Annotated in this window: 22 protein-coding genes; 13 read left to right on the top strand and 9 right to left on the bottom strand. The window is 47.6% G+C overall.

The features are described 5' to 3' along the window. Positions 1-3 precede the first annotated feature (3 nt). The gene (locus C942_RS15780; protein WP_007467458.1) at positions 4-909 is read right to left on the bottom strand and encodes a LysR substrate-binding domain-containing protein; all 906 of its coding nucleotides are present in this window, start codon (positions 907-909) and stop codon (positions 4-6) included. Between the two features lie 222 nt (positions 910-1,131). Between C942_RS15780 and focA (C942_RS15775) the strand changes: the two genes are divergently transcribed. Beyond that, complete coding sequence (focA, locus tag C942_RS15775; protein WP_007467457.1) at positions 1,132-2,604, top strand: formate transporter FocA; 1,473 nt, start codon at positions 1,132-1,134, stop codon at positions 2,602-2,604. Between the two features lie 230 nt (positions 2,605-2,834). Further along, on the top strand, positions 2,835-4,589 hold the full coding sequence (locus C942_RS15770) for a formate--tetrahydrofolate ligase (protein WP_007467456.1): 1,755 nt from the start codon (positions 2,835-2,837) through the stop codon (positions 4,587-4,589). A gap of 23 nt (positions 4,590-4,612) precedes the next feature. On the opposite strand, the gene C942_RS15765 is transcribed toward C942_RS15770, so the two are convergent. Next, positions 4,613-5,272 carry an energy-coupling factor ABC transporter permease gene (locus C942_RS15765; RefSeq protein WP_007467454.1) on the bottom strand — a complete coding sequence of 220 codons (660 nt, stop codon included), beginning with the start codon at positions 5,270-5,272 and terminating at the stop codon, positions 4,613-4,615. A 240-nt stretch (positions 5,273-5,512) separates the two neighbouring features. Between C942_RS15765 and C942_RS15760 the strand changes: the two genes are divergently transcribed. The 7 genes from C942_RS15760 to C942_RS15730 all read left to right on the top strand — a co-directional run bounded on the left by C942_RS15760 (position 5,513) and on the right by C942_RS15730 (position 14,183). Next, positions 5,513-6,013 carry a YfbU family protein gene (locus C942_RS15760; protein WP_007467452.1) on the top strand — a complete coding sequence of 167 codons (501 nt, stop codon included), beginning with the start codon at positions 5,513-5,515 and terminating at the stop codon, positions 6,011-6,013. Between the two features lie 353 nt (positions 6,014-6,366). Next, complete coding sequence (locus C942_RS15755) at positions 6,367-7,623, top strand: ABC transporter substrate-binding protein (RefSeq protein ID WP_007467450.1); 1,257 nt, start codon at positions 6,367-6,369, stop codon at positions 7,621-7,623. Further along, complete coding sequence (locus tag C942_RS15750; RefSeq protein WP_007467448.1) at positions 7,623-9,986, top strand: ATP-binding protein; 2,364 nt, start codon at positions 7,623-7,625, stop codon at positions 9,984-9,986. Before C942_RS15755 ends, C942_RS15750 begins: the two co-directional genes overlap by 1 nt. Continuing rightward, a complete protein-coding gene (locus C942_RS15745) occupies positions 9,973-11,250 on the top strand; it encodes a sigma-54-dependent transcriptional regulator (RefSeq protein WP_036800524.1) in 1,278 nt (425 codons plus the stop codon). Before C942_RS15750 ends, C942_RS15745 begins: the two co-directional genes overlap by 14 nt. Positions 11,251-11,433: 183 nt before the next feature. After that, positions 11,434-12,249: a 23S rRNA (guanine(745)-N(1))-methyltransferase gene (gene rlmA / locus C942_RS15740; protein WP_007467444.1), complete on the top strand. Its 816-nt coding sequence runs from the start codon at positions 11,434-11,436 to the stop codon at positions 12,247-12,249. Between the two features lie 311 nt (positions 12,250-12,560). After that, positions 12,561-13,523: a ChaN family lipoprotein gene (locus C942_RS15735; RefSeq protein ID WP_007467442.1), complete on the top strand. Its 963-nt coding sequence runs from the start codon at positions 12,561-12,563 to the stop codon at positions 13,521-13,523. 357 nt (positions 13,524-13,880) lie between these two features. Further along, on the top strand, positions 13,881-14,183 hold the full coding sequence (locus tag C942_RS15730; RefSeq protein ID WP_007467440.1) for a DUF6172 family protein: 303 nt from the start codon (positions 13,881-13,883) through the stop codon (positions 14,181-14,183). A 77-nt stretch (positions 14,184-14,260) separates the two neighbouring features. Here C942_RS15730 and yfbV read toward each other — a convergent pair whose 3' ends face one another. Beyond that, positions 14,261-14,713 carry a terminus macrodomain insulation protein YfbV gene (yfbV, locus tag C942_RS15725; protein ID WP_036800521.1) on the bottom strand — a complete coding sequence of 151 codons (453 nt, stop codon included), beginning with the start codon at positions 14,711-14,713 and terminating at the stop codon, positions 14,261-14,263. A gap of 332 nt (positions 14,714-15,045) precedes the next feature. On the opposite strand from yfbV, the gene C942_RS15720 reads away from it, so the two are divergent. After that, positions 15,046-16,242 carry an acetate kinase gene (locus tag C942_RS15720; protein WP_007467436.1) on the top strand — a complete coding sequence of 399 codons (1,197 nt, stop codon included), beginning with the start codon at positions 15,046-15,048 and terminating at the stop codon, positions 16,240-16,242. Between the two features lie 180 nt (positions 16,243-16,422). Next, positions 16,423-18,576 (top strand): phosphate acetyltransferase, encoded by a 2,154-nt coding sequence (gene pta, locus C942_RS15715; RefSeq protein WP_007467432.1) that lies wholly within the window; start codon positions 16,423-16,425, stop codon positions 18,574-18,576. A 192-nt stretch (positions 18,577-18,768) separates the two neighbouring features. On the opposite strand, the gene C942_RS15710 is transcribed toward pta, so the two are convergent. Further along, positions 18,769-18,972 carry a hypothetical protein gene (locus tag C942_RS15710; protein WP_007467430.1) on the bottom strand — a complete coding sequence of 68 codons (204 nt, stop codon included), beginning with the start codon at positions 18,970-18,972 and terminating at the stop codon, positions 18,769-18,771. A gap of 178 nt (positions 18,973-19,150) precedes the next feature. Between C942_RS15710 and C942_RS15705 the strand changes: the two genes are divergently transcribed. Continuing rightward, the gene (locus C942_RS15705; protein ID WP_007467428.1) at positions 19,151-20,014 is read left to right on the top strand and encodes an AraC family transcriptional regulator; all 864 of its coding nucleotides are present in this window, start codon (positions 19,151-19,153) and stop codon (positions 20,012-20,014) included. Between the two features lie 119 nt (positions 20,015-20,133). On the opposite strand, the gene focA (C942_RS15700) is transcribed toward C942_RS15705, so the two are convergent. Then, a complete protein-coding gene (gene focA, locus C942_RS15700) occupies positions 20,134-20,979 on the bottom strand; it encodes a formate transporter FocA (RefSeq protein WP_007467427.1) in 846 nt (281 codons plus the stop codon). 427 nt (positions 20,980-21,406) lie between these two features. Between focA (C942_RS15700) and C942_RS15695 the strand changes: the two genes are divergently transcribed. After that, on the top strand, positions 21,407-22,168 hold the full coding sequence (locus tag C942_RS15695) for a sulfite exporter TauE/SafE family protein (protein ID WP_007467422.1): 762 nt from the start codon (positions 21,407-21,409) through the stop codon (positions 22,166-22,168). Between the two features lie 67 nt (positions 22,169-22,235). Here the strand turns inward: C942_RS15695 and yfcE are convergent, their stop codons facing one another. The 4 genes from yfcE to C942_RS15675 all read right to left on the bottom strand — a co-directional run bounded on the left by yfcE (position 22,236) and on the right by C942_RS15675 (position 24,427). Further along, entirely contained in the window at positions 22,236-22,784 is a 549-nt protein-coding gene (yfcE, locus tag C942_RS15690) for a phosphodiesterase (RefSeq protein WP_007467415.1), read from the bottom strand. Positions 22,785-22,893: 109 nt separating this feature from the next. Beyond that, a complete protein-coding gene (locus C942_RS15685; RefSeq protein ID WP_007467410.1) occupies positions 22,894-23,295 on the bottom strand; it encodes a CBS domain-containing protein in 402 nt (133 codons plus the stop codon). Further along, the gene (locus C942_RS15680) at positions 23,292-23,642 is read right to left on the bottom strand and encodes a P-II family nitrogen regulator (protein WP_007467401.1); all 351 of its coding nucleotides are present in this window, start codon (positions 23,640-23,642) and stop codon (positions 23,292-23,294) included. The genes C942_RS15685 and C942_RS15680 overlap by 4 nt, the downstream gene beginning before the upstream one ends. Next, positions 23,642-24,427, bottom strand: a complete 786-nt coding sequence (locus tag C942_RS15675) for a DUF1538 domain-containing protein (RefSeq protein ID WP_007467399.1) — start codon at positions 24,425-24,427, stop codon at positions 23,642-23,644. The genes C942_RS15680 and C942_RS15675 overlap by 1 nt, the downstream gene beginning before the upstream one ends. Between the last annotated feature and the right edge of the window lie 2 nt (positions 24,428-24,429).

Below are 24,429 nucleotides of genomic sequence, written 5' to 3'. Positions count from 1 at the left end.
AGATTACATTTCCATCTTACGGTCTTTAATCATCCTGACAGCTTCACGGCGGATACACTCACGCAACGGGTTCTCTATCGAGTCAGCACGCCAGATAAAAGAAAGTGTTCGCTTCATATTCAGCTCAGGTACATTCAAGGCTACCAACTCTCCGCGCTCGATATGTTTAGCCACGTCCAGATAAGGTAGACAACTCAAATAAGGACCATGAGTAACCAAAGATTTAAGGACGGAAATCTGTTCATACTCACGCCAGACATCTAAGTCTTCAATGACCCCGTGCAAAGCGCTCTCAAAGCTTTTTCGGGTACCGGCCCCCTGTTCGCGAAGCACCCACTTCGCCTGTTCCAACTGAGCAAAACTGACTTTTTCGAAATTGGCAAAAGGATGGTACTTGGAGGCGATAATTACCAGATGGTCATGACACCAGACTTCCTGCTCCAGCCGACTGTCATCACAACGTCCTTCGATAATCCCTAACTCACATTCATAGTTCCTAACCTGATCAATCACTTTCTGAGCATTCTTTACACTCAGCTGAATGCGCAACTCAGGGAAGTCTTTATCAATGATACTGATTAGTTCAGGTAACAGGTGTTCCGCTGCGGTCTGGCTGGCAGCCAGGCTGATTTCACCGCTGACAATATGCTGATCATAAAAACCCAATTCTATCTGCTGAGCATCAAACAACAGTTTCTTAGCCCGTGGTCGCAGCCAGGCCCCCCAATATGTCAGTGCCATTTGCTTTCCCTGACGTTCAAACAGGGGCCGCCCCAGCAGCTTTTCCAGTTGGGAGAGTGCCATACTGGCCGCAGACTGGGTTAATGCCAGATTTTCAGCGGCTTTACTCACACTTCGCGTACTTGCCACCTCTTCAAAAACAGCAAGCTGCTTTAGTGAATAACGCATTCAAAACTCCTATTACCAATGCAAATCGTTCCTTATCGCCAAGAATATCAATTTTTGTGATTGGGGTTAAAGAAATTATCAATTTTACTCAAGACTTTGCTCCCACTTATTCTGACGCTCAGTAATTCACGTCACACAGAGGAGGAAAAGTGACATTACTAACCAAAGCGCAAACACGCATCCCGCACCGGAGTGTCAGTAAACTTAAAGGAGAATTTTGACATGGCTGCGTCAACAGCAACCAATAATAACCATAACTTCACTCCGAAGGAGATGATGAAACAGGCAGAAGCGTACGCGGTTGGCAAAGCTTCTAAACCAACCCGCACCACGATCTCACTGGCGATTACCGCCGGTGTCTTCATCGGCCTGGCTTTCGTGTTCTACATCACTGTAACCACAGGCAGCAACCTGGGCTGGGGCCTGAACCGTCTGTTCGGTGGCCTGGCATTCAGTATGGGCCTGATCCTAGTCGTAATTTGCGGCGGTGAACTGTTCACCAGTACAGTTCTGTCTTCCATCGCCCGTGCCAATAAACACATAACCACCGGCCGTATGCTGGCAACCTGGGGCAAAGTTTATTTCGGTAACTTCCTGGGGGCGATGCTGCTGCTAAGCCTGGTAACCATGGGTAGCCTTTACCAACTGGACGGCGGCCAATGGGGTCTTAACGCCCTGCACGTTGCCCAGCACAAACTTCACCACCAGCCACTGGAAGCTTTCTCTCTGGGGGTGCTGTGTAACCTGTTGGTTTGTCTTGCTATCTGGATGACCTTCTGCTCAAACAACATGATGACCAAAATGGCCATGATGATCCTGCCGGTTGCGATGTTTGTCAGCACCGGTTTTGAGCACAGCGTCGCAAACATGTTCATGATCCCGCTGGGTATTACTATTCAGAACATTGCCCCGGAATCATTCTGGCTGAACCTGGGAGTTTCGCCTGAACAGTTTGCCGACCTCAATATCCATAACTTCATTTTTGCCAACCTGATCCCAGTCACCCTGGGCAACATTGTTGGCGGCGGCGTGCTTGTCGGCCTGAGCTACTGGTCTATCTTCAGCTCAAATAAGACGCACCAAGCCACTGCAACCATCATCACCCCGGATTTTTCTAACTCCACCGTTTTAAACAAGGACAACGCTATGCTTCAGGAAAACCTATTAGTGAACGATTACATGCGTCCGGCAACTACGACTCTGCAACCAGGTATGCCTGTTGCACAGGCGCTGGATATTCTGATGAAAGAAGAACAGTCAGGTGCGCCGGTTCTGTCCAGCGACAACCGCCTTGTTGGCTTCTTCTCTGTTCATGATGCGCTGGTTGACCTATGGTGTAACGACTACATGCCAGATGCAGAATGCAAAGTGCAGGATCTGATGAAGCATGAAATCCAGACAGTAAGCCCAGACAATTCAATTCTGGAAATTGCTGAGTACATGAGCATCGACAAGAACATCCTGTACCCGGTAAGCAGCAGCGGTATCGCAACTCAAATGACTACCCAATCACTGACTGAGCGTGCCCGCACTATGGTTGTAAGCCGTCCGCAAAGCTTCCCGGTTGTCAAAGACGAGCAACTGGTTGGTATGATCAGCCGCCACGATATCATCAAGGCCCTACGCCCGGTATACGGCAGCCTGGTTTCTGTTTCTGAGTTAGACCAAGCTCAGGCTAAAACTGAAACAGCTTAATCGCTGAACCACCTGCCGGTATATCCGGCAGGTTTTCTTTTTTCCTCCTCATTACTCCTCCACATCTGGCAAGGATTTAATTAAGAACAAATAAACCACACTAACATCGGATTTTTTCTACATATACGTGATAAAATTATGGTATAAACCAAACGCAAACGATTGCGTGACCTGCAAAAGCAGTTCGATGCAATATCTCTATTGCTACCAATGCGAGGTTATGGCCGCCCATGAAAAGTGATATTCAAATCTGTCGTGACACCACACTGACCCCAATTGAGCAAATCGCAGAACAAGCAGGAATTCTACCGGACGACTTATCTCCCCAGGGCAGCCTGAAAGCGAAAGTAAAGCCCTCTATCCTCAATCGTCTGAGTGACCGAAAAGAAGGTAAATTAGTACTGGTTACCGCCATTACCCCGACTCCGCTAGGCGAAGGCAAAACCGTAACCACCATCGGACTGGCTCAAGGGCTGGCCAAAATCAACCAAAGCGTTATGGCGTGCATCCGCCAACCATCAATGGGGCCGGTTTTTGGCGTCAAAGGTGGCGCAGCCGGTGGAGGCTACAGTCAGGTAGCTCCAATGGAAAAGCTGAACCTGCACCTGACCGGCGATATCCACGCGGTCAGCGCAGCCCACAACCTCGCAGCAGCAGCTCTGGATGCCCGGATTTACCATGAACAGCGCCATGGTTACGATGCATTTGAAGAGAAGACCGGCCTAAAGGCACTGCGCATTGATATCAACCGCATCAGCTGGAAGCGCGTAATGGATCACAACGATCGCGCCCTGCGTATGATCACGGTCGGCAACAATGAGCCGGGTAAAACCATCAATGGCATTGCCCGTGAAGACGGCTTTGATATCTCGGCGGCCTCTGAGCTGATGGCTATCCTTGCCCTGTCAAAAGATCTCAAGGACATGCGCCAACGTATCGGCCGCACCGTTATGGCTTATAACCTTGATGGTAAACCGGTAACAGCAGAAGACCTCAAAGTAGCCGGAGCCATGGCTGTCACTATGTGCGAAGCCATAGAGCCAACCCTGATGCAAACCCTGGAAGGTGTTCCGACATTAATCCATGCAGGCCCATTCGCCAATATTGCCCACGGCAACTCATCTGTCATTGCTGATCGTATTGCCCTGAAGCTAAGCGACTTCACCATTACCGAAGGCGGCTTCGGTTCAGACATGGGTTTCGAGAAAGCCTGTAACATCAAAGCGCAGCAAGCTGATCGCGGACCGGATTGTGCGGTTGTCGTTGCAACACTGCGAGGCCTTAAAGCCAACTCTGGCTTGTATGATCTGCGCCCGGGCCAGGCATTACCTGAAGCGATTTTTGCACCGGATGAACAGGCACTGCAGGCTGGTTTTGCCAACCTGAAATGGCATATCCGTAACGCAGCCAAATACGGGATCCCGGTGGTAGTAGCAATCAACCGCTTCCCACAGGACACTGATGCTGAACTTACCCAGCTAAAAGCCATGGTTGAAGCCGAAGAGTTTGGCTGCCATGTCGATGTAGCAATCAGCGAAGCATTCGGTAAAGGTGGTGAAGGAGCGATTGAGCTGGCCAACGCGGTCGTAAAAGCTTGTGAAACACCGGCTCAATTCAAGCCGCTGTACAACCTTGAACAAACTCTGGAAGAGAAATTGATGACAGTGGCAGAAGTCGGTTACGGCGGTCGAGGCATTGAACTTTCCGAGCTAGCTAAAAACCAACTGGCTGAACTTAAAGCTCTGGGTCACGACAATCTGGCAGTTTGCATGGCAAAAACCCCGCTATCTATCAGCCATGATCCGAGTCTCAAAGGTGCTCCGACTGATTTCACCATTCCGATCCGTGAGCTGAAGCTTTGCGCCGGCGCCGGTTTTATCTATGCACTGTGCGGCAATGTTATGACCATGCCGGGCCTGCCTGAAAGGCCGGCCTTCATGGAAATGGATATTGATGAAGACGGTAACATCACCGGTTTGAGCTGATCTTCAACTCACTTCCACCCTATCTATTCATCCCGATCACGGGATGAATAGATATAGTCTCTGTCCGCAAACGTCCTCACCCACTCCGGCTTATACACCACCAGCAACGTCATCGCCATCCCATTGAGTAGTGCTTCCGGAAATAACAGCAAAGGCAGTAATGCCAGATAATTTTCAACAATGTAGTGCCATGAATACAGGTTGCTGAAAAATACCCAACCGCTGGTCAGCAACAAATGCACCGCCATTGTCAGCGCGCCGTTGAAGAAAGCCCCGACAAAGAGGTAAACAAACAAATGCCTGGGCAGGAAACGGTAGGTAAAGAGGAAAAAGCCGTAACTAAAGGTTATCGGCAACACAACTCCCGTCATGGCATACAGCCCGGCATCCGGCCAGGCAACCATCCCGAACAAGCTCAACCCCACAACAGGCAAAGAGCCAATCAAAACAGCTATCTTCCAGCCGTGACAGAGAATCAGCACAGTCAGTGCCAGGAAATGCACCTGAAGCCCCTCTGCGATCCCGGCCCTCAGGCTCCAGAGCAGAAACAATACCAACACACTTGCCATCACCAAATGCTGGTAGTCACTTTCCGCTCTGAACTTCGACCAGAATTCCCGTGGGTACCTCAACACAAGAATCGCCAGCCAGAGCAGGAGTCCGCACCACTGCAACGCCGTCATCCCTGTCACTTTCCTTTAAGGTTGATAAGCTAAAATTAAAAGATTAACCCGACAATAACCATGTAATGAATAAGGGTAAATATTGTTAAAACATCAGCTTCAAACCTGATTGGACAAGCTTTAGCCAAACATGATTTTTTAACAAGAAATCGTCCGCAAAGATGTCGTCAGATCAATTTTTTTTGCAATTAACCTGATAATCTCAAAGCCAGCTCAATAAATAATTAAAGGCCTATCATTATGGAAATGACTAACGCACAACGTCTGATTCTTTCTAACCAGTACTACCTGATGGCTCAGCTGACCCCTGAGAACGCCGAAAAATACCGTCGCCTGCAAACCATTGTAGAACGTGGTTACGGCCTGCAGATGCGTGAACTTAATAAAGATTTTGGCTGCCTTGAAGAAGAAGAATGTCGCACCATCATTGATTTCATGGAAATGCATCATGCCATGCAGGAATCATACAAAATGCTGAGTGAAGAAAACCAGAAACAAGTAGACCAACGCCGTCTGCAGTTCCTTGGCTTTGATGCGGCAACAGAATCTCAGCTTGTGCACTATGTTCGCTTCCTGACCGAAGAAGAAGGTCTTTACCCTCAGTTTGATAAAGCAGAACACCATTTCAACAGCCAGGTTCCGATGCTGGAAAAATACCAGCGCATGCTGCAAACCTGGCGTAACTGCCCGCGTCAGTACCACCTGTCTGCAACAGAAATCCAACAGATCCAGAACGCTTAATTTCCAGCGATTTTTCTAAAAGAAAACCGGAGCCTGGCTCCGGTTTTCTTTTATGGGCGGTTTATATTTATATATAGCTAATCGTTCTATTCAGCCCAATTTATTGATAGCAAAAAAGAACATCGGCAGACATCTTATTAACACCTCGGTTTCATCTGCTCCAACACCAGAAAAATGTGACATTAAGCAGTATTTAATGTCATGATGTGTCACCCCTGACTCATAACAAACAGTTACAAATACAAAATCGATAGCACTATTAGAAAATCCTAACCCACCTGACTTAATTCACTACAAACCAATCAAATAACCTTGTATATAGGGACTGTCAATGCAAGGTAAGTTATTAATTCATGAACCGTTTACTTATTATTTGTCTGTTTTTTTCTTCAGTCTGCCTTGCTAAATCAACAAATAATTTAATTATCTTAACAACTTTTTCCGAGTCCTCTATTGAACCCGTGATCCAGCAATTTAAACAACAACATCCCGAAACCTCGGTTAAGGTACTCCATCGTCGTGGAGAGGCCGGGCTTCGCCTGCTGGAAAAACAAGCTCATGATATTGATATAGTCATTTCATCATCACGACTGGCGTTTATGCCTGTCATTGAAAAAAATGAATTTCTACCGCTGGGTGACATTCAACTGACTCCGTCGGCAAAAAGACAAACCCGACTCCATCAGTTACCAGACAATGTCACTGTCTTTGCCTGCTCTGGCTATGGCCTGATGTGGAACACAAAATATTTACAAAAGCACCGGCTTGATATTCCGGACTCATTAGAGAGTCTGGCTCAACCTCAGTATTACCATCATGTCATTATGAGCAGTCCGGCGCGTTCTGGTTTTACTCATCTGGTCATTGAAAACATCTTGCAACACTACGGTTGGGAACAAGGCTGGAAACTGCTGCTTCAAATTGGCGGAAACCTTGCCTCAGTATCAGCCAGAAGCTTTGGCGTCAACGATGCAGTCTCTCGTGGTCTGGCCGGTATTGGCATTGTTCTCGACAACTTTGCCTCACAAAGCAGCCAACAATTCCCGTTCATCGGTTTCCGCTATCAGGAAAACAGCCCGCACCTGCCAAGCTATATTGCAGCACTGAAAAACACCCATCAAGCCAAAGACACACTCGCATTTATCGAGTTTATGTTGTCTGAGCCCGTCCAGAGCAATATGTTGGAAGGCTCTGTACATAAACATAACCTCAAACAAACAGAGAGCATGCCTTTCATCGTTAAGGCGCTTGATCATCAGCTAGTATCTCAACGTGACGTGCTGGTAATGCAGTTATTTGAGCAGGTGATCAGCCACCAGTTGGTCAGCCTTAATCAGGCCTGGCAGCTGCTCCATAAAATAAGCCAGCTTAACTCGCTAACCGAAGCCCAACGCCAACAATATAAGCTGGCTCAACAACTGGCCTCTACGCCACCGATTTCAGAAGAACAGGCAAAAAGCAGCAATTACTTCAATCGGCTGACTATGTCACCATCAGATGTTTTTACCGCCAGACAGACAAATAACTGGCGAACAGCGATGGCTAAACAGCTGGAACAATCTATCCGAATCTCAGAGCTGATCCTTGCCAGCGCACAAAAGGAGCGCTGATGCCATTTCGCAATACCATAGGTAAAAACCTGATCCTGGCTATCAGCTTTATGGCAACCCTCACTATCAGTGTGAGTATGATTGCGGCTGTTACATGGGAAACGCTGGACGATCAAATAAACTCCATCGTCGAAAAAAATATCCCGACCTTAAAAACCAGTTACCAACTGGAACGGAACACTGCCGGTCTGCAGGCGGCGCTGAACCAGCTTGGTAATAATCACGATCCGTTGCTGCATGGTGAACTGAAGCAAAAAGTTGACGAAAAACTGGCAAGAATTACCAATACAATCAACCACACTTCGTTGACCGAACTGCATCCGAGTATCAAGGCCGAACATGAAGCATTGCTGACCGATACCGCGGTTTACGCCAACCTACTCTACCGGCACAACATGCAGCATGCATCCCTGGCACAAACTGAAAACAACATTAAATGGCTTCATCAGGATCTGGTTGATGAGCTGACACCTATCCGTCAGGAAGTCGAGTGGCAGCTGACCCGGATGCTCCCTAATGCCATCAACATAGAGGCTGTTGCCGATGTAATGACTGAGTTTTCCCTGATCCAGTCAATCACTGTGCATGAAAGCGAGTTGTATCAGCTGGTACAAGAAATCATTCAGCAACGTCAGAGTCGGGATCTTGGCAATGCTTTCTACTTTATCGGTTATAAAACCGATGAAGTCAGCAAAATGAGCCAAGCACTTAACCATTACCCGTCAACCGTTTCATACCGACAATTGCTGCAGGAATTGATCACCATAGTGGAACCCAACGGCATCCTAGAACAACAACTGAGGCTGGATGTTGAACTGCATAACGCCATCGATAAATTTGAGAGGCAGATCCAGGCTCGCCTAAAACATCAAGAAGAGGTCATCCAGGCGATAGTAGAAAAAGAGAATACATCACTTCGCGAACTCAATGAGCAGACCCGCGAGGCTGTTCAGCTCAGCAACCTGATCTTGTTTGTTGTGGTTATCCTGTCAATTTTCCTGTCTGTTATTCTGTCGATTTACTTGGTCGGCCGCGGTATTGTCAAACGCCTGAACCTGCTGTCACAGGATCTGGCGGCGGTGGCTAACGATCACCTGAATGCCCAAATCCAGATCTCTGGTAATGATGAAATCGGCAAACTTGGCGACAACCTGCGCCATTTCTGCCAGCAGATGCAGGAAATGCAGCGAAGTAATGCCCTTAACCTGATAAATAATACCCAAGCCAGTATTATTACCTGCGATCTCAACGGCCAGGTTGAATCAGTTAACCCAAGCGCGCAGACCCTGTTTCGTTATGACACCTTCCCACAAAACAAAACTGTCTGGTCGCTATTTGACAACAAAATGCAACCTCGCCTGCAGTCGCTGTTTGATGAAAACAGTCCCTTGTTACTAAACAGCGCATGTCAGCTGACCCTAAAGCACGCCCAAGAGTCAGAGAATAACCTCTATCTACGGCTGGATTTCCGCCTGTTCCAACAGGGCAGCTTCGAGAAGGTAATCGTCACCATGACAGATATTACCGAGCAAGAAAATGCCGCCCGCTGGCTGGAAAAAATGGTTCGGGAAAAAACCCAGTCCCTGACCAACCGTAACCGCCAGCTCAAAGCAGAGATCGAAGATCGTAAACGGGTTGAAGCCGATCTGCGCTCCACTCAAGACGAATTGATCCAAGCCGCCAAGATGGCTGTCGTCGGTCAGACAATGACCTCGCTGGCTCACGAACTCAACCAGCCGTTGTCAGCTATTTCTACCCATGTCTTCGCAACAAAAATGGCAATCGAAAGAGAAAATTATACCAAGCTGCCAAACAGTCTAGAGAAGATAGACAATCTGACTTCCCGTATGGGACGGATTGTTGCCAGCTTACGCAGCTTCTCTAAAAAGCAATCGGCCAGCAGCCCGCTCATTCCGGTTGACGTTCCTTCCTGCTTCCAGCAGGCAATGCTGATCGTCGAGAGTCGAGCCAAAGTACAAAAAACCAGAATCACCAGCGACATTAACTATCCGCTGAGGGTTCAGGCCGATCAAGTACAACTGGAACAGGTATTGGTTAACCTGCTGGTTAACAGTTGCGACAGCGTCGCAAGCTGTGAACTGCGCGAAATTACCGTCAGTGAGCTAGCCTGCGAAAATAGCCGTATCCGCATTGCAGTCTGCGATAGCGGTAAAGGCTTTGACGCAGGAATAATAAAAAAACTTTTCATTCCATTTACCACAACAAAAGAGGTCGGCCTTGGCCTCGGTTTAAGTATTTGCCGCTCTATCATGAACCGCTTTGATGGCGATATTTTTCTTGCCTCAAACCTTCAAGGTGGCGCTATGGTCGTACTGGAGTTAAATAAACATGATGATAAATAATGATATAGAAGTACTGATCATCGACGATGACCAGGATGTTGTCGAAGCTTATCAACATTTGCTTGAAGTATCCGGCTACAAAGCCCTGACAGCAACCGATCCAACAGTGGCTATCAATATGCTCCACAAAGACTGGCCAGGCGTAGTTGTAACTGACATGTACATGCCGGGTCTGAGTGGTATGGAACTGCTTGAAAAAGTTCGGGAACTGGATCCTGAGCTTCCGGTGATTATGATCACTGGTCATGGTGATATTCCGATGGCTGTCGATGCCCTGAAGAAAGGCGCTCTCGATTTCCTGCAAAAACCTCTTCAGCCAGCTGAACTGCTAGCCTTACTTGAAAAGCACCTGCCGGAACGGAAACGAAAAATTGAACAGCGCAATACCCTTAATCTTTCAGCATCTGAAATGTTACTAGGCGACAGCCCACTGATCATCAAAATCCGTGAACAAATTGCTGATATAGCCCTGACAACCAAAGATGTACTGATCGAAGGTGACAGTGGCACAGGTCGCCATACTGTTGCCAAACTACTACACCAAAACAGCGAAATCAGTGAAGGCCCTTACGTTTCAACCTTAGGCCAGGAAATCAGCTGCACCGCTGATTTACAACGTAAGATGATTTCAGCCCGCAGCGGTAGCCTGTGCCTGAAAAACCCACAGATAATGCCAACTGAAACCCAGCAATGGCTCTGCCGCTTCTTGCTGGAACAGGATCGTCAAGGGAAAAAAGAAGTGCGCCTTCTGGTTATTGTTGACGGTTCACCGGAAAGTCTGGTTGAGCAGGAAAAACTACTGCCGGAACTCTTCTATTTCCTGAGTCAGGTTCGTTTCAGCCTGCCAACGCTGAAACAGCGCAGCTGTGATATTACTCCGCTGTTCCGCCATTTCCTGAAACAAAGCTGCCTTAAGCTGAATAAATCGCTTCCAGCCGTCGATAAAGCTTATATCAATACGCTTAACCGCCATGAGTGGCCGGGGAATGTATTGGAGCTGAAAAATGTCGCGGAACTTTATGCCATCGGCATCGTTAAACTTGCAGGGCAAGAGCGCACCAAACCACTGGAGCAAATGAGCAGCCCACTGGATGATCTGGTCGACGGTTACGAGAAGCAGGTGATTGAAGATGCCTTGTACCTGTTTGCAGGCCGCATTAATGATGTTTCCAACTACTTGCAGATCCCACGTAAAAAGCTTTATCTACGTATGAAGAAACACAATCTAGATAAAGCTGAATATAAGGTTCGCGCTTCGAGTTAATCTAAATCAACCACCGAAAAATGCGGTGGTTGATTTTTATAAGCCCCCAACAACGGATGGGTTCCAGAGCCCATTCCCCTCCCTTTTCATCTTTTTCTCAATCCGAGAGATAAACCTCACCTTGTCGCCCCGATAACGGATGTTTACAATACGCGCTGATTTTCTCACCGTCCGGTTTTCACCATGTCTTATCAATGCCCACTATGTCATTCAGCCCTTGTACTCCAGAGCAATACCTGGCGCTGTGAAAATAACCATCAGTTCGATCAGGCCAAAGAAGGCTATGTCAACCTGATGCCGGCCCATCACAAAAGCTCTAAAAATCCTGGTGACAACAAGGAAATGATGCAGGCGCGCCGTCTGTTCCTGAATACGGAACATTACCAACCGCTAAGGGAAGCCGTTATAAAACAGCTTGCCGAGCACCTACCGGCACAGTCTCGACACCTGCTGGATATCGGTTGTGGTGAGGGTTATTACACATCAGAGTTTACCCAGCTCAACCAAGCACACCCGGAACTGTCTGTCTACGGTCTTGATATTTCGAAAGTCGCTGTTCGCTATGCGGCTAAGCGCTACCCGGACTGCCTCTTCTGTGTTGGTTCAAGCCATCGCCTGCCATTTGCCGACGGTCTGCTAGATGGCGTTGTGCGAATCTATGCGCCGTGCAAAGACTCCGAACTCAGTCGTGCCATCAAAGCCGACGGTATTCTGGTAACCGTGACTCCGGCAGCACGCCACCTGTACCAACTAAAAGAGCTTATCTATGATGGCGTCCGCCTGCACGACATGGCGGCGGAAGAGATTGAAAGCTTTGAACTGATTGCAGACCAACAGCTTCACTACAACATGACACTTTCCGGAGAGGAAGCAACGGCGCTGATGCAAATGACACCTTTTGCGTGGAAAACCTCAAAAGAGGTATGGCAGCAACTCGCACAAAGTTCAGGCTTCCAGTGCGAGGCAGACTTTTCTATCCGCGTTTACCGTAGAAGCTAATCAGCCTGCACAACGTTGGCCCGAATATCCTTATCCGGGCCGACAATCACTATATCTACCTTCTGGTACATTCTTTATCTTCTGGCACTTCTCCCCTTCCCCCCTCTTTTTCTGTGTTGTAACTCTCAGCTTAATTAAAACCCAATCTGCAATTAATTATCATTTGCATTGCCTGGCGATAACTTCTCTTTTATCATTCCGCACCGTCTACAGTTATATCAGTGTCTGTTTTCTCTGGCGGGGCTTCTCCCTATCGCTTTCCTGATCTGCAAGGCACGCCCGTAAACAAATCGACCACTATGGTGACAATAATGAAAAAATGGTTTTCCCTGGGACTAACCGGGCTATTAATGGGATGCGCAACCCAGCCATCATCAACCCCAAATGAAGTACAATCTAACGCACTTCCTCAAACGTTCTACGATTACTCCATTACCTCTCCGCAAGGAAAAGCGATGAATATAGAGGAACTGGCTTTTGCTCTGCGTGATGCCGACATCATCTTGGTCGGTGAATGGCATGGTCATCCCGGCACCCATTTATTGCAGGCTCAACTCTTTGCCCGGCTATATCAGCAAACCCCAAACCTTGCTTTGTCGATGGAACAGTTCACCAGGGACAAACAACATATAATCAATCAATATCTGGCCAATGAAATCGGAGAAAAGACGCTGAAAGCTGAAGCGAATGCCTGGCCGAATTACGACAGCAACTACCGCCCTCTGGTTGAGTTCGCCAAACAGTATCAACTTGATGTGATTGCCGCCAATGCACCGAAATCTATTGTGCGCTGCGTCGGTAAATACGGTGCCGATTATCTTGACCGCCTGCCAGGCGTTGAGCGCCAGTGGGCAGCCGACACATTGACACTGAGTGATGATGCTTACCATCAGAAGTTCACCGCTTCAATGCACCATGGCAATGAAGCCAAAACTGAACGCCAGTTTGCCGCACAGACCACCTGGGATGACACCATGGCGGAAAGCATGGTCAATTATCTCGCTCTTCATCCGGGAAAAAAGATCATCCACGTCGCCGGCCGCTTTCATGTCGCAGAGGGGATGGGAACAGCTTCACGGATCCAATCTCGTAACCCAAACCTGAAAGTTATGATGGTTACACCTGTGTCTGAATCCTCTGAGCTGTCAGATTCAGCCCCGGACTACCGCGTGCAGGTTATGCCACTGCCAAATGGGTATATGAGCAAAGAAAAAATGATGGCTGCCATGAAGAAAATACACAGCCGAAACAATACATTGAAGTGTTACGAATAATACCTGAATAAAGAAAAAGCAGAAAGGAACCGAATCCCACCGGCGGCCAAGCTTGTGGGGTTCGTAGGGGGAAACAGCTAGTATTTCCTTAAGCACATTCATTATGCTCAATAGAGCTTTATCCCGGCTGAACAAAACCGCCACAAAATGTTTTATTAGTTGATGACATGGCTATTCTTTCCCCATTGCGTTAGTCGCTGGAAATGTCCAACAAAGCTCGGGGAGAAGAGTTAGCCTAAGATAACTGGCTACTTAGTTAGCCTTGCTTGAAACTTGATATTCGCGACATCCGCAGATTTAAAGTAATATACCCATCGTGCCCGGCATGTTCCGGGCCTATGAATATTTAGGAAAACGATGAAAAAAACATTTGCTTTAACTCACCCAAAAAAAGCGGTTCCTCGCGTTGTTGAAGCCGTCAAGTATGAAGTAAAAAAATACCTGAGAAGGGAGCGTAACAAAGCGCTGCCAGCAGGCGCGGATTTTTGGGATTTCGACTGTCGATATGGCCACACCGAGCAGGAAGCAAAGGTAATTCACGTCAAAGAAATCAATAAGTGTATTGATGAAGCGGAATCGCTGGCTCTGACTTCATTCTATCTGGAAATCCTGGCCAAGCCAGCTGTTCGCCAGAAGAAAGTCGATGCTGAAGAAGAATAAGCCGATCGCATCTCACAAAAAAGTAGCCAACCGGCTACTTTTTTTATGTCTGCTTTTCAGCCCGAAACACATCAAAATTAAAACCACCGCTCCAATGATGCCTTATCCAGCTGCTTAAATGCACGGTTAAGCACTTGTGCCAGCTCGAGGTAACGCGGGCGCGATTTCAACGGATGCATCGCATGCCCTTCACTGAGAATTTTATCGTGGATTTCACGATACCAAGTTGCCAGTGACGGCGGTAAGTCTGTACGGCTTCGCTTACCAAGCCACCATAAACCTTGCAATGGCATACTCAGAGCAAACAAAGCAATCACTATAGCCTGAGGCAATGCATCATAGTTATTAAACGCCATTTGGCTCAAAACACTCATCACAGCAACAGCAGGCATCACCCGGTTGGCAAATTTGGTTGCCCTGATATAACGGGCCTCCGGGAACATTACCGCCAGCTCCTTTCGCATCGGCCAGGTTGCCATGTACTGCTGGCCATTTTGGAAGCACTGCCAGATCGAGATTCTTTGACTCATACAACACCAAAACTCAAAAAAAATAGTAAAGGTTCAAATTTAGTGACAATAAACTTGATTGAAATTAAATTTTTCTAAAAATCTTTTTGTTAAATTGCTTAACTATCGCTATCCTAAGCACGCCTAAACTAATTGTTGCCTGTAATCACTGTTCTGGCAACCTAGGGCGACCTCCAGGAAGGACCGGAATTGCGGTAACCTCAATTCTTATATATGGACATAATACATACGAATTTAACCCTGTGTAGGCAGACTTAAACAATCGTCGTCTATTCTTTGGGTACTTTTTTCAGTTGAATATCAACTCTCAGACAGATTATAGGTAGTCACTCATGTCTAAGCTGGTTTTAGTTCTTAACTGCGGTAGTTCTTCTCTAAAGTTCGCAGTAGTTGACGCAGTATCAGGTGAAGAGCACCTGTCAGGTCTAGCAGAATGTCTGCACCTTCCAGAAGCACGTATCAAGTGGAAACTTGACGGTAAGCACGAAGCACAACTAGGCGAAGGCGCTGCTCACGAAGAAGCACTGTCTTTCATGGTTGATACTATTCTTGCTTCTAAACCAGAACTAGCTGAGAACCTAAAAGCTATCGGTCACCGTGTAGTACACGGCGGCGAGCAGTTCACTCAGTCAGCTCTGATCGATGAAGTTGTACTTAAGGGTATCGAAGACGCAGCAACTTTCGCTCCTCTGCACAACCCTGCACACATCATCGGTATCAAAGCAGCTCAGAAGTCTTTCCCAAGCCTTCAGAACGTTGCTGTATTCGACACTGCGTTCCACCAGTCTATGCCTGAAGAAGCATACCTGTACGCTATCCCATACAACCTGTACAAAGAGCACGGCATCCGTCGCTACGGCGCACACGGTACTTCTCACCTGTTCATCACTCGCGAAACTGCGAAGCTGCTGAACAAGCCAGAAGAAGAACTGAACATCATCAACTGTCACCTAGGTAACGGTGCTTCTGTTTGTGCGGTTAAGAACGGTAAATCTGTAGACACTTCTATGGGTCTGACTCCACTGGAAGGTCTGGTAATGGGTACTCGTTGTGGTGACCTGGATCCTGCAGTTATGTTCCACCTACACGACAAGCTGGGCATGAGCGTTGACGAAATCAACACTATGTTCACTAAAGAGTCTGGCCTTCTAGGTCTGACTGGCGTTACTTCTGACTGCCGTTTCGTTGAAGACAACTACGGCGACAAAGAAGAAGCAACTCGTGCAATGGACGTATTCTGCCACCGTCTGGCTAAGTACGTTGCTGGCTACACTGCAACTCTTGAAGGTCGTTTGGACGCAATCACTTTCACTGGTGGTATCGGTGAAAACTCTGCACCAATCCGTGAGATGGTTCTTAACCGTCTGGCTATCCTGGGTGTTGAAGTTGACTCTGAAGCTAACCTGAAAGCTCGTTTCGGTGGTGAAGGTGTTATCACTACTGAAAACAGCCGCATCCCTGCAATGGTTGTTTCTACTAACGAAGAACTAGTAATCGCAGAAGATACAGCTCGTCTGACTAATATCTAATCTAGTGATTCTCCCTATGCCTTGGGCATAGCGATTATTAACGGCTGGCTTAGGCCGGCCGTTTTTCATGGCATTCTGCTATATAGGAAAGCTATGACTTATTCTTGTGGTGCTGTTCAATAACGGTTCCCAAATCGTTATTGAACAGCACTTTCGTGTCAAATAGTTGAGGAATCCACAGTGTCCCGTACTATTATGCTTGTTCCGGTTGGTGCCGGAGTTGGTCTTACCAGCGTAAGCCTTGGTGTTCTACGCGCAATGGAACGCAAAGGTGTTCGCGTTTCTTTCTTCAAACCTATCGCTCAGCCTCGTCACGGCGGTGAGCAACCAGACCTGACAACTACTATCATCCACGCGAACAGCGATATGAAAGTAGCAGAACCTTTCTCAATGGTTCGTGCGGAAGAGCTTATCCGTAACGACCAAAGCGATGTTCTGCTGGAAGGTATCGTTGCACGCTTCAAAGAAGCAACAGCTGATTCAGAAGTTGCTCTGATTGAAGGTCTGGTACCAACTCGCAAGCACCCGTTCGCGAACCAGATCAACTTTGAAATCGCAAAAACGCTGGATGCGGAAATCGTATTCGTTGTTGCACCAGGTACTGATAACCCTGCACAACTTAAAGAGCGTATCGAAGTAGCATGTTCTAACTTCGGCGGTATCAAGAACGAGCAAATCTCTGGCGTTATCGTTAACAAACTAAACGCTCCTGTAGATGCTGAAGGCCGTACTCGTCCTGATCTGTCTGAAATCTTTGACGATGCAGATAGCACTGTTCCTTCAAACGTTGAAGTAATGCAAGTGTTCAACTCAAGCCCAATCCGTGTACTAGGCTGTGCACCTTGGAGCGCTGAGCTGATCGCAACTCGTGCAACTGACATTGCACACCACCTGAACGCTGAAATCATCAACCACGGTGAAATCGAATCTCGCCGCATCAAGAGCATCACTTTCTGTGCACGCTCTATCCCGCACATGGTTGAGCACTTCCGCCCAGGTTCACTGCTAGTAACTTCAGCCGACCGTCCTGACGTTATCGTTGCAGCATGTCTTGCAGCAATGAACGGCGTTGAAATCGGTGCCCTACTGCTGACTGGCGGCTACGAGCTACCTAAGCCTGTAATGGAACTATGTGAGCGCGCATTCGAAACTGGCCTGCCAGTTATGACTGCACAAGGTAACACTTGGCAGACATCTCTGAACCTTCAGAGCTTCAGCCTGGAAGTTCCAGCCGACGACAAAGAGCGTGTTGAGCTAGTTAACGAATACGTGGCTAGCCACATCGACGGCCAGTGGATTGAGTCTCTGACTGAAGGTTCTACTAAAGAACGTCGCCTGAGCCCACCAGCATTCCGTTACGAGCTAACAGAACTTGCACGTAAAGCCGCTAAGCGTATCGTTCTTCCTGAAGGTGACGAACCTCGTACAGTTAAAGCAGCAGCAATCTGTGCTGAGCGCGGCATCGCGGAATGTGTGCTTCTGGGTAACCCAGAAGAAATTAAGCGTGTTGCTGAGCAGCAAGGTGTTGTTCTGGGTTCAGGCGTAACTATCATCAATTCTGATGAAGTACGTGAAAACTACGTTGCTCGCCTGGTTGAGCTTCGTGGCGCGAAAGGCATGACTGAAGTTGTTGCTCGCGAGAAGCTACAAGACTCTGTTTTCCTAGGCACAATGATGCTGGAAAACGACGAAGTAGACGGCCTGGTTTCTGGTGCTGTTCACACAACAGCGAACACCATCGTTCCTCCGTTCCAGATCATCAAGACTGCACCTGATGCATCTATCGTATCTTCTGTATTCTTCATGCTTCTGCCTGATCAAGTACTGGTATACGGTGACTGTGCAATCAACCCAGATCCAAACGCTGAGCAGCTAGCAGAAATCGCTATCCAGTCTGCAGATTCTGCAAAAGCATTCGGTATCGAACCTCGCGTTGCTATGATCTCTTACTCTACAGGTGAATCTGGTAAAGGTGCCGACGTAGATAAAGTACGTGAAGCAACTCGCATCGCTCAGGAAAAACGTCCAGATCTAGTTATCGACGGTCCTCTACAGTACGACGCCGCTATCATGGAAAACGTTGCTGCTTCTAAAGCACCAAACTCTCCAGTAGCTGGTAAAGCGACTGTATTCGTATTCCCTGACCTGAACACTGGTAACACGACTTACAAAGCCGTACAGCGTTCAGCTGACCTGGTTTCTATCGGTCCAATGCTTCAGGGCATGCGCAAGCCTGTTAACGACCTGTCTCGTGGCGCACTGGTTGACGATATCGTTTACACAGTTGCACTGACTGCGATCCAGGCGAAACAAGCTGACGACGCAAAAGCTTAATCGTTATTAACGACTAAGTGACTGAAAAGCGCCTCCGCCATGCGGGGGCGTTTTTGTATCTAACTGTTGGATTTTCTAACAAAAAAAGAGTGAGGCAATAAAGTCACTCACTCCGTGATAGTGTTTCTCTTTAGGGGGAACAAAAGAGTTATCAGCTATCCAAATACCATTACACCAAACATGGCATAGCCATTAACGGTTCATACCAGAATTAGCTTTAATACTGGCTGGCTTGTTTAATGTCACCATCTCCTGATTGAGTTCCTGTAATGATTGATAACCAAAGACTTTCCAGTCGCGGCTACCACTATACCCATAAGTAACCAGCAGGGTATAAATCCACTCACGACGGGTGTTGCTGACTAAACGCCGAATCGCCTGATACAACTTTTCCATTTATTGGCTCCTTATTATGTCGCTCGTTATGGACACAATCTAAGCCTGCATACTTACAAAGCTAATACTAAGCCTCAAAAAACCAGTACTTTTCTGTCAGCAGTGCAAATCATGCTAGAAAACCAATAGTTTTTTGCTAAAAATACGTACTATCTCTGCATTCCAAGGTAGTCAGGTGATGAAGTACAAACTTGAGAAAGTCCCTCAACGACCGGGCATGTCCTGGCGCCACCAAATACAAACCGCACTAACAACAAATTCGGAAACCCATTACCATCATGAATTTGAGCTAAATTTGCAAGTAGCGAGTAAAGGACAGATCCGCCTGGGACAATTTCAGGGAGAGTTAAACGAATATCATCTGGTGCTGATCCCGCCACATATGCCTCATGCTATTGAACTGAAGACTAAAAACCGGGAGGAAAAAACAGAGTCTCACTCGGTCTGGTTTAAGAAAGAGTGGATTGCCAATATGATTTTCAGTTGCCTGGAATTAAGAAAGATGGAAACGCTGCTTAAACGTTCAGACAAGGGCATCTTATTTTCGGAACAAACCGCTAAGTCGGTACATAGCCTGTTAAAGCACATCGACTACAGCTCGACAACTATCCATCAACTGGCCATATTAATTGAAATTATTGCGATACTTTGTCAGGACAAAGATGCAGTAACTTTAGTGCCTATATCCACGCAAACAGATGAAAGCAAAGAAGATGAGAATAAAGACAAAATAGAAAAACTGTCAGCGTACATAAACCAGAATTATGCCGTGAACATCACTCTCTGTCAGCTGGCAAAACATTTATATATGAGTGAAAGCAGTATTCACCGCTTGTTTCAACGGCATTTCGGGGAGAGTTTCAGCCAGCATTTGAAGAAAATCCGTCTCAGTCATGCGGCCCGCTTACTGGAAACAACAACCCTCAGTGTGGGGTATATTGCTGATGCCGTCGGCTACCGCAATCAGGCCAACTTCAACCGCAAATTCAAGAGCTATAAACACTTAACCCCGAGGGAATACCGCAACAAATACCGACAGTGACAGGAAGCAAAAAAAGACCATAGTACCGAAGTACTATGGCCAAACTCAGACTCGATAATAAAACAAGGAAAACAACTAACGAATTAGTTAATAAACGTAGAACTAGGAATAAGGAAACTTTATTTACCGCGCAGGTAAATGATCCAATAACCCATACCGACAAATACGCCGCCACCGATGATGTTACCAATGGTCACCGGGATCAGGTTATTGAGGATAAAATTGCTCAACGTCAAATCGGCAAAATCAGCCGGGTTCATACCGCTCATCTGCCAGAATTCTGGTGAAGCCAGGTTCTTAATACCAATTGCCATCGGCACCTGGAACATATTCGCGATACAGTGCTCAAAGCCTGCAGAAACAAACATTGCCACCGGCAGCACCATTACAATGATCTTGTCTGTCAGGGTACGACCACTGAAAGTCATCCACACCGCCACACAAACCAGCACGTTACACATGATGCCCAACGCAACAGCCTGGAAGAAACTGTGATGCAGCTTATGCTGGGCAATTTCCATAGTATTGATACCAAGGCCGCCATCAGCTGACATGTATTGCTTACTGACCAGCATAATACCCACCAGCAACAAAGCACCGATAAGGTTACCGATATACACAACACCCCAGTTTAACCACAGGCTCTTCCAGCTTATTTTACCGCTAGCTCGGGCAACCAAAGTCAGCACCGAGCTTGTAAACAGTTCACCACCAGTGATCACTACCAGGATAAGGCCAAGACTGAATGCCAGTCCGCCAACAAATCGAGACATTCCCCACGCCATATCACCCGCTCCTGTGGTGACTGTCGTGTAAAACACAAATGCAATTCCAATATGCATACCGGCGGTCACCGCCAGTAACAACGACTTTATTGGATCTTTGGTCGCCTTACCGACACCGATCTCAGCCGCCTTTTCCGCCATTTGAGGCGGTAACAAAGAATCAAAATGACCCTGACTCATATTTATTGCACCTGATACTCACTGAAACACATAAAAAGCGTTGCCGGATATTGAACTTTATTCAGATAAAATTCAAGGCTAGATCACAACAAAAACTCGATAAAAACGAATCAATATTTCGGATATACCGAATCAACAGATAAAGTAAACATACATCAACATTTCGGTAATTCTATTGATCAATTTGCACAAAATAGCACTCACAATACCACGGCCAAACCACGTGAGTTCTTGTCTGCCATAGCTGGTGAGAACTGATGATTTTTCGCCTCTCCGGCAAAGCATCAACCAAAAATCAACAGATCGATGCCATAACAACATTCGGTTTAGCCGAAACCAACATCCACCCCAATCATTGCTCTGGCTCACTCAATCACATAACTGTTAAGATGATTTCATTGCAGGTAAAAGGAATCACCGCATATTTATGGAATTATTCAACACTCTCGGCCTGTTTCTGGGCTCGCTATTCGCCAATACCCTGGCCTCCCTCTCTGGAGGCGGCTCTGGTCTGCTTCAGTTTCCCCTACTGATTTTTCTTGGACTGCCATTTGGTATTGCCCTCGCGACCCACAAAGTCGCCAGCGTTGCTTTAGGAATGGGAGCGGCAGTGAAACATATTCGATCCGGAACCTTAAACTGGAACCTGACCCTGGCGATCATTCTCGCCGGTATGCTAGGCGTTATTCTCGGCGCTAACCTGATCCTGTTTGTACCGGGCCGGATTGCTGAAGCGATGTTAGGCGGGTTAATTCTCGGGCTGGGAGTTTATTCACTGACGAAAAAAGAACTAGGCCAACAGGAAGAAGCTCGCAATCGTCATCGCACCGGCATCATTCTCGGTGGTTTAGGCCTTGCTGCTATCGGGGTATTAAACGGCTCTCTGACTGCAGGAACCGGGCTTTTCGTAACCCTGTTTTTGATCCGCTGGTTCGGATTTGACTACAAGCAAGCAGTGGCGCTTACCTTGGTCAGTGTCGGATTGTTCTGGAACGGCATTGGCGCAGCAGCCATCTATCTGGCAGGTGCTGAAATATATTGGCCGTGGCTTCCGATATTACTCGCAGGCTCCCTGCTTGGCGGCTATCTCGGGGCTCACCTGGCAAGCCAGAAAAGCAATACCCTCATTAAACGCTGCTTTGAACTGCTGACCTTTGTCGTCGGTTTTAAGCTACTACTGGGTATCTGATCTGACAAAAAGCAGACATAAAAAGAGCGGCACTCTGGCCGCTCTGAGTCATTCAATTAAGTTGCGCTTATGCCAGCTCTACCTGGCAAATCACCTCACCAGAGAAGTCCAATACTTTCAGGATATTGTCTTCCAGCATACCGTAGCTGGCTTTATGTTCGCCGCGAGGGATAGTGACAGAACCCGGATTGTACAGGTACAGCTCGCCTTTCTGCTCAGCGACCGGAAGATGAGTATGACCAGACACAATCACATCACCGGCACGCAGGCGTGGATGCTTGTCACCGTTATAAAGGTGACCATGAGTCAGGAACAGGCGACGGCCGTTTGGCAACAGAACCAGGTTGTAATCAGCCATCATTGGGAAATCGAGCAGCATCTGATCGACATCGCTGTCACAGTTACCACGAACAGCAGTGATACGATCAGCGTATTGATTCAGCTGCTCAGCCACTTCAATCGGGGCATAACCGGCAGGCAACGCATTACGCGGGCCATGATTAAGCACATCGCCCAACAGGATCAAGTGCTCAGCGCCACTTTGTTCAAAAGCCGCCAGTGTCTTTTTGGTGCTCTCGGCACAGCCATGGATGTCAGATGCAAAAAACAACTTCATAAGGGGAAATTACCAGCTAAAACAGGATACGCCGATCCTACACTTATCACTGTGACATTTCTAATCGCAAATCCCGGCGTCAATCCTCTTTGAGACTGGTGAATCCTGGCTAATCAACCCGCAACATGCCATTAAGCACAATATTGTTGTAACTCACCATTCCCAACACTTTGCCATCTTCAATAACCGGCGCGCGGCTGATACCGAAACGCTCAAACAGACGGGCACAATAGCGGACATCCATCCCCGCATTTACCGACAGTGCCGGTTTCGTCATGATCTCATAAACATTGGTACGTTGAGGTGAACGGTCAATTGCCAGCACTTTCTTGGCAATGTCATTCATAAGAACAATGCCGTACTCGTCATCGTCATGCCGTTTGTTGACGATCAGCGCCTTCACCTGACGCTCTTTGGCAATCTCCACCGCTTCAGCCACTGTGGTCAAACCCTCAACGATGGCGTAGGTATCCATCATCACATCCCTGACCCTGATCACCTTCTTGCTCATATTCTCTCCTCAACCACCTTGGTCAACGACTCAACCTGGTGCGCCACCCCGACCGCATCCTCTACATCAAGCTGAACCGCAATCCCCTCTCCGGTTCCGCGATCAAACTCACCGACTTCTTCAATTGTTTCAAGAATCGATCGCGCCAAATGCTCTTCAACCACAAACAGCAAGACATCACGCTGAACTTCCAGATTCAGGCCGAAAAACGTTTTCTTCTTGCGAAGCCCCTCACCGCGGGCATTGTTAATCACCGTTGCGCCGGTCGCCCCCGCAGCCCTTGCCGCATCCAGTACGTCATCCGTTCTGGAGTCTTCAACAAATGCAAGTAACAACTTAAATCGCATTACTCTTCCTCCTTGCGCCCCCGCCATACCGACAACTGGGCATAGCCCATCACAGTGATCATCGGAAACAAACTGGCAAAAGCGATTAAACCAAAGCCATCCAGCATCGGGTTGCGTCCCGGTACATTCGACGCTAATCCCAACCCCAATGCTGTAACAATCGGCACTGTTACCGTAGAGGTTGTCACACCACCCGAGTCATAAGCCAAAGGAACAATAGTCTTGGGCGCAAAATAGGTCTGGATCACTACAATAATGTAACCGACGAGAATGTAATAATGCAGCGGATCACCGGCTACAATACGATAACTTCCCAACGCAATCCCAAACGCCACCCCCAGGGCAACCGCAATTCGCAACCCGTTAACCTTAATAGTGCCACCTGACACCTGATTAGCCTTAATAGCAACGGCAATCAGAGAGGGCTCAGCCACCGTCGTACTGAAACCAATCGCGGCTGCAAACAGATAAACCCAATAATACTCATCCCAGGGTACTGGCTGCGGTATCACCTCATCCGAGTCGAACAAAAAACCGATGTCTGTCAGCTGAGCTGCCATCGACTCGCCCAGTGGAAACAATGCCAGTTCCAGCCCCATCAGAAACAGGGATAAACCCAGTATCACATAAACGAAGCCCAGCAATACCCGATGCCAATTCGCCACCGGTCGCCGCAGCACCGCGAGCTGAAAGCCAAATATAATGATTGCGATCGGCAGCACATCCCTGACTGTCGTCGCCAACGTCTCAAAAAACAGACTTACTACTGATGTTAGCTCAATCATGC

It is taken from the genome of Photobacterium marinum (genome assembly GCF_000331515.1).
Classification (GTDB): domain Bacteria; phylum Pseudomonadota; class Gammaproteobacteria; order Enterobacterales; family Vibrionaceae; genus Photobacterium; species Photobacterium marinum.
The sequence above is the reverse complement of the archived record's forward strand: the minus strand, read 5'-3'. Positions and strand labels throughout refer to the sequence as shown.

Bases quoted from the DNA above. Each gene is read 5' to 3' on its own strand.
- C942_RS15780 (WP_007467458.1), bottom strand. From the start codon at position 909: ATGCGTTATTCACTAAAGCAGCTTGCTGTTTTTGAAGAGGTGGCAAGT.
- focA (WP_007467457.1), top strand. From the start codon at position 1,132: ATGGCTGCGTCAACAGCAACCAATAATAACCATAACTTCACTCCGAAG.
- C942_RS15770 (WP_007467456.1), top strand. From the start codon at position 2,835: ATGAAAAGTGATATTCAAATCTGTCGTGACACCACACTGACCCCAATT.
- C942_RS15765 (WP_007467454.1), bottom strand. From the start codon at position 5,272: ATGACGGCGTTGCAGTGGTGCGGACTCCTGCTCTGGCTGGCGATTCTT.
- C942_RS15760 (WP_007467452.1), top strand. From the start codon at position 5,513: ATGGAAATGACTAACGCACAACGTCTGATTCTTTCTAACCAGTACTAC.
- C942_RS15755 (WP_007467450.1), top strand. From the start codon at position 6,367: ATGAACCGTTTACTTATTATTTGTCTGTTTTTTTCTTCAGTCTGCCTT.
- C942_RS15750 (WP_007467448.1), top strand. From the start codon at position 7,623: ATGCCATTTCGCAATACCATAGGTAAAAACCTGATCCTGGCTATCAGC.
- C942_RS15745 (WP_036800524.1), top strand. From the start codon at position 9,973: ATGATGATAAATAATGATATAGAAGTACTGATCATCGACGATGACCAG.
- rlmA (WP_007467444.1), top strand. From the start codon at position 11,434: ATGTCTTATCAATGCCCACTATGTCATTCAGCCCTTGTACTCCAGAGC.
- C942_RS15735 (WP_007467442.1), top strand. From the start codon at position 12,561: ATGAAAAAATGGTTTTCCCTGGGACTAACCGGGCTATTAATGGGATGC.
- C942_RS15730 (WP_007467440.1), top strand. From the start codon at position 13,881: ATGAAAAAAACATTTGCTTTAACTCACCCAAAAAAAGCGGTTCCTCGC.
- yfbV (WP_036800521.1), bottom strand. From the start codon at position 14,713: ATGAGTCAAAGAATCTCGATCTGGCAGTGCTTCCAAAATGGCCAGCAG.
- C942_RS15720 (WP_007467436.1), top strand. From the start codon at position 15,046: ATGTCTAAGCTGGTTTTAGTTCTTAACTGCGGTAGTTCTTCTCTAAAG.
- C942_RS15710 (WP_007467430.1), bottom strand. From the start codon at position 18,972: ATGGAAAAGTTGTATCAGGCGATTCGGCGTTTAGTCAGCAACACCCGT.
- C942_RS15705 (WP_007467428.1), top strand. From the start codon at position 19,151: ATGAAGTACAAACTTGAGAAAGTCCCTCAACGACCGGGCATGTCCTGG.
- focA (WP_007467427.1), bottom strand. From the start codon at position 20,979: ATGAGTCAGGGTCATTTTGATTCTTTGTTACCGCCTCAAATGGCGGAA.
- C942_RS15695 (WP_007467422.1), top strand. From the start codon at position 21,407: ATGGAATTATTCAACACTCTCGGCCTGTTTCTGGGCTCGCTATTCGCC.
- yfcE (WP_007467415.1), bottom strand. From the start codon at position 22,784: ATGAAGTTGTTTTTTGCATCTGACATCCATGGCTGTGCCGAGAGCACC.
- C942_RS15685 (WP_007467410.1), bottom strand. From the start codon at position 23,295: ATGAGCAAGAAGGTGATCAGGGTCAGGGATGTGATGATGGATACCTAC.
- C942_RS15680 (WP_007467401.1), bottom strand. From the start codon at position 23,642: ATGCGATTTAAGTTGTTACTTGCATTTGTTGAAGACTCCAGAACGGAT.
- C942_RS15675 (WP_007467399.1), bottom strand. From the start codon at position 24,427: ATGATTGAGCTAACATCAGTAGTAAGTCTGTTTTTTGAGACGTTGGCG.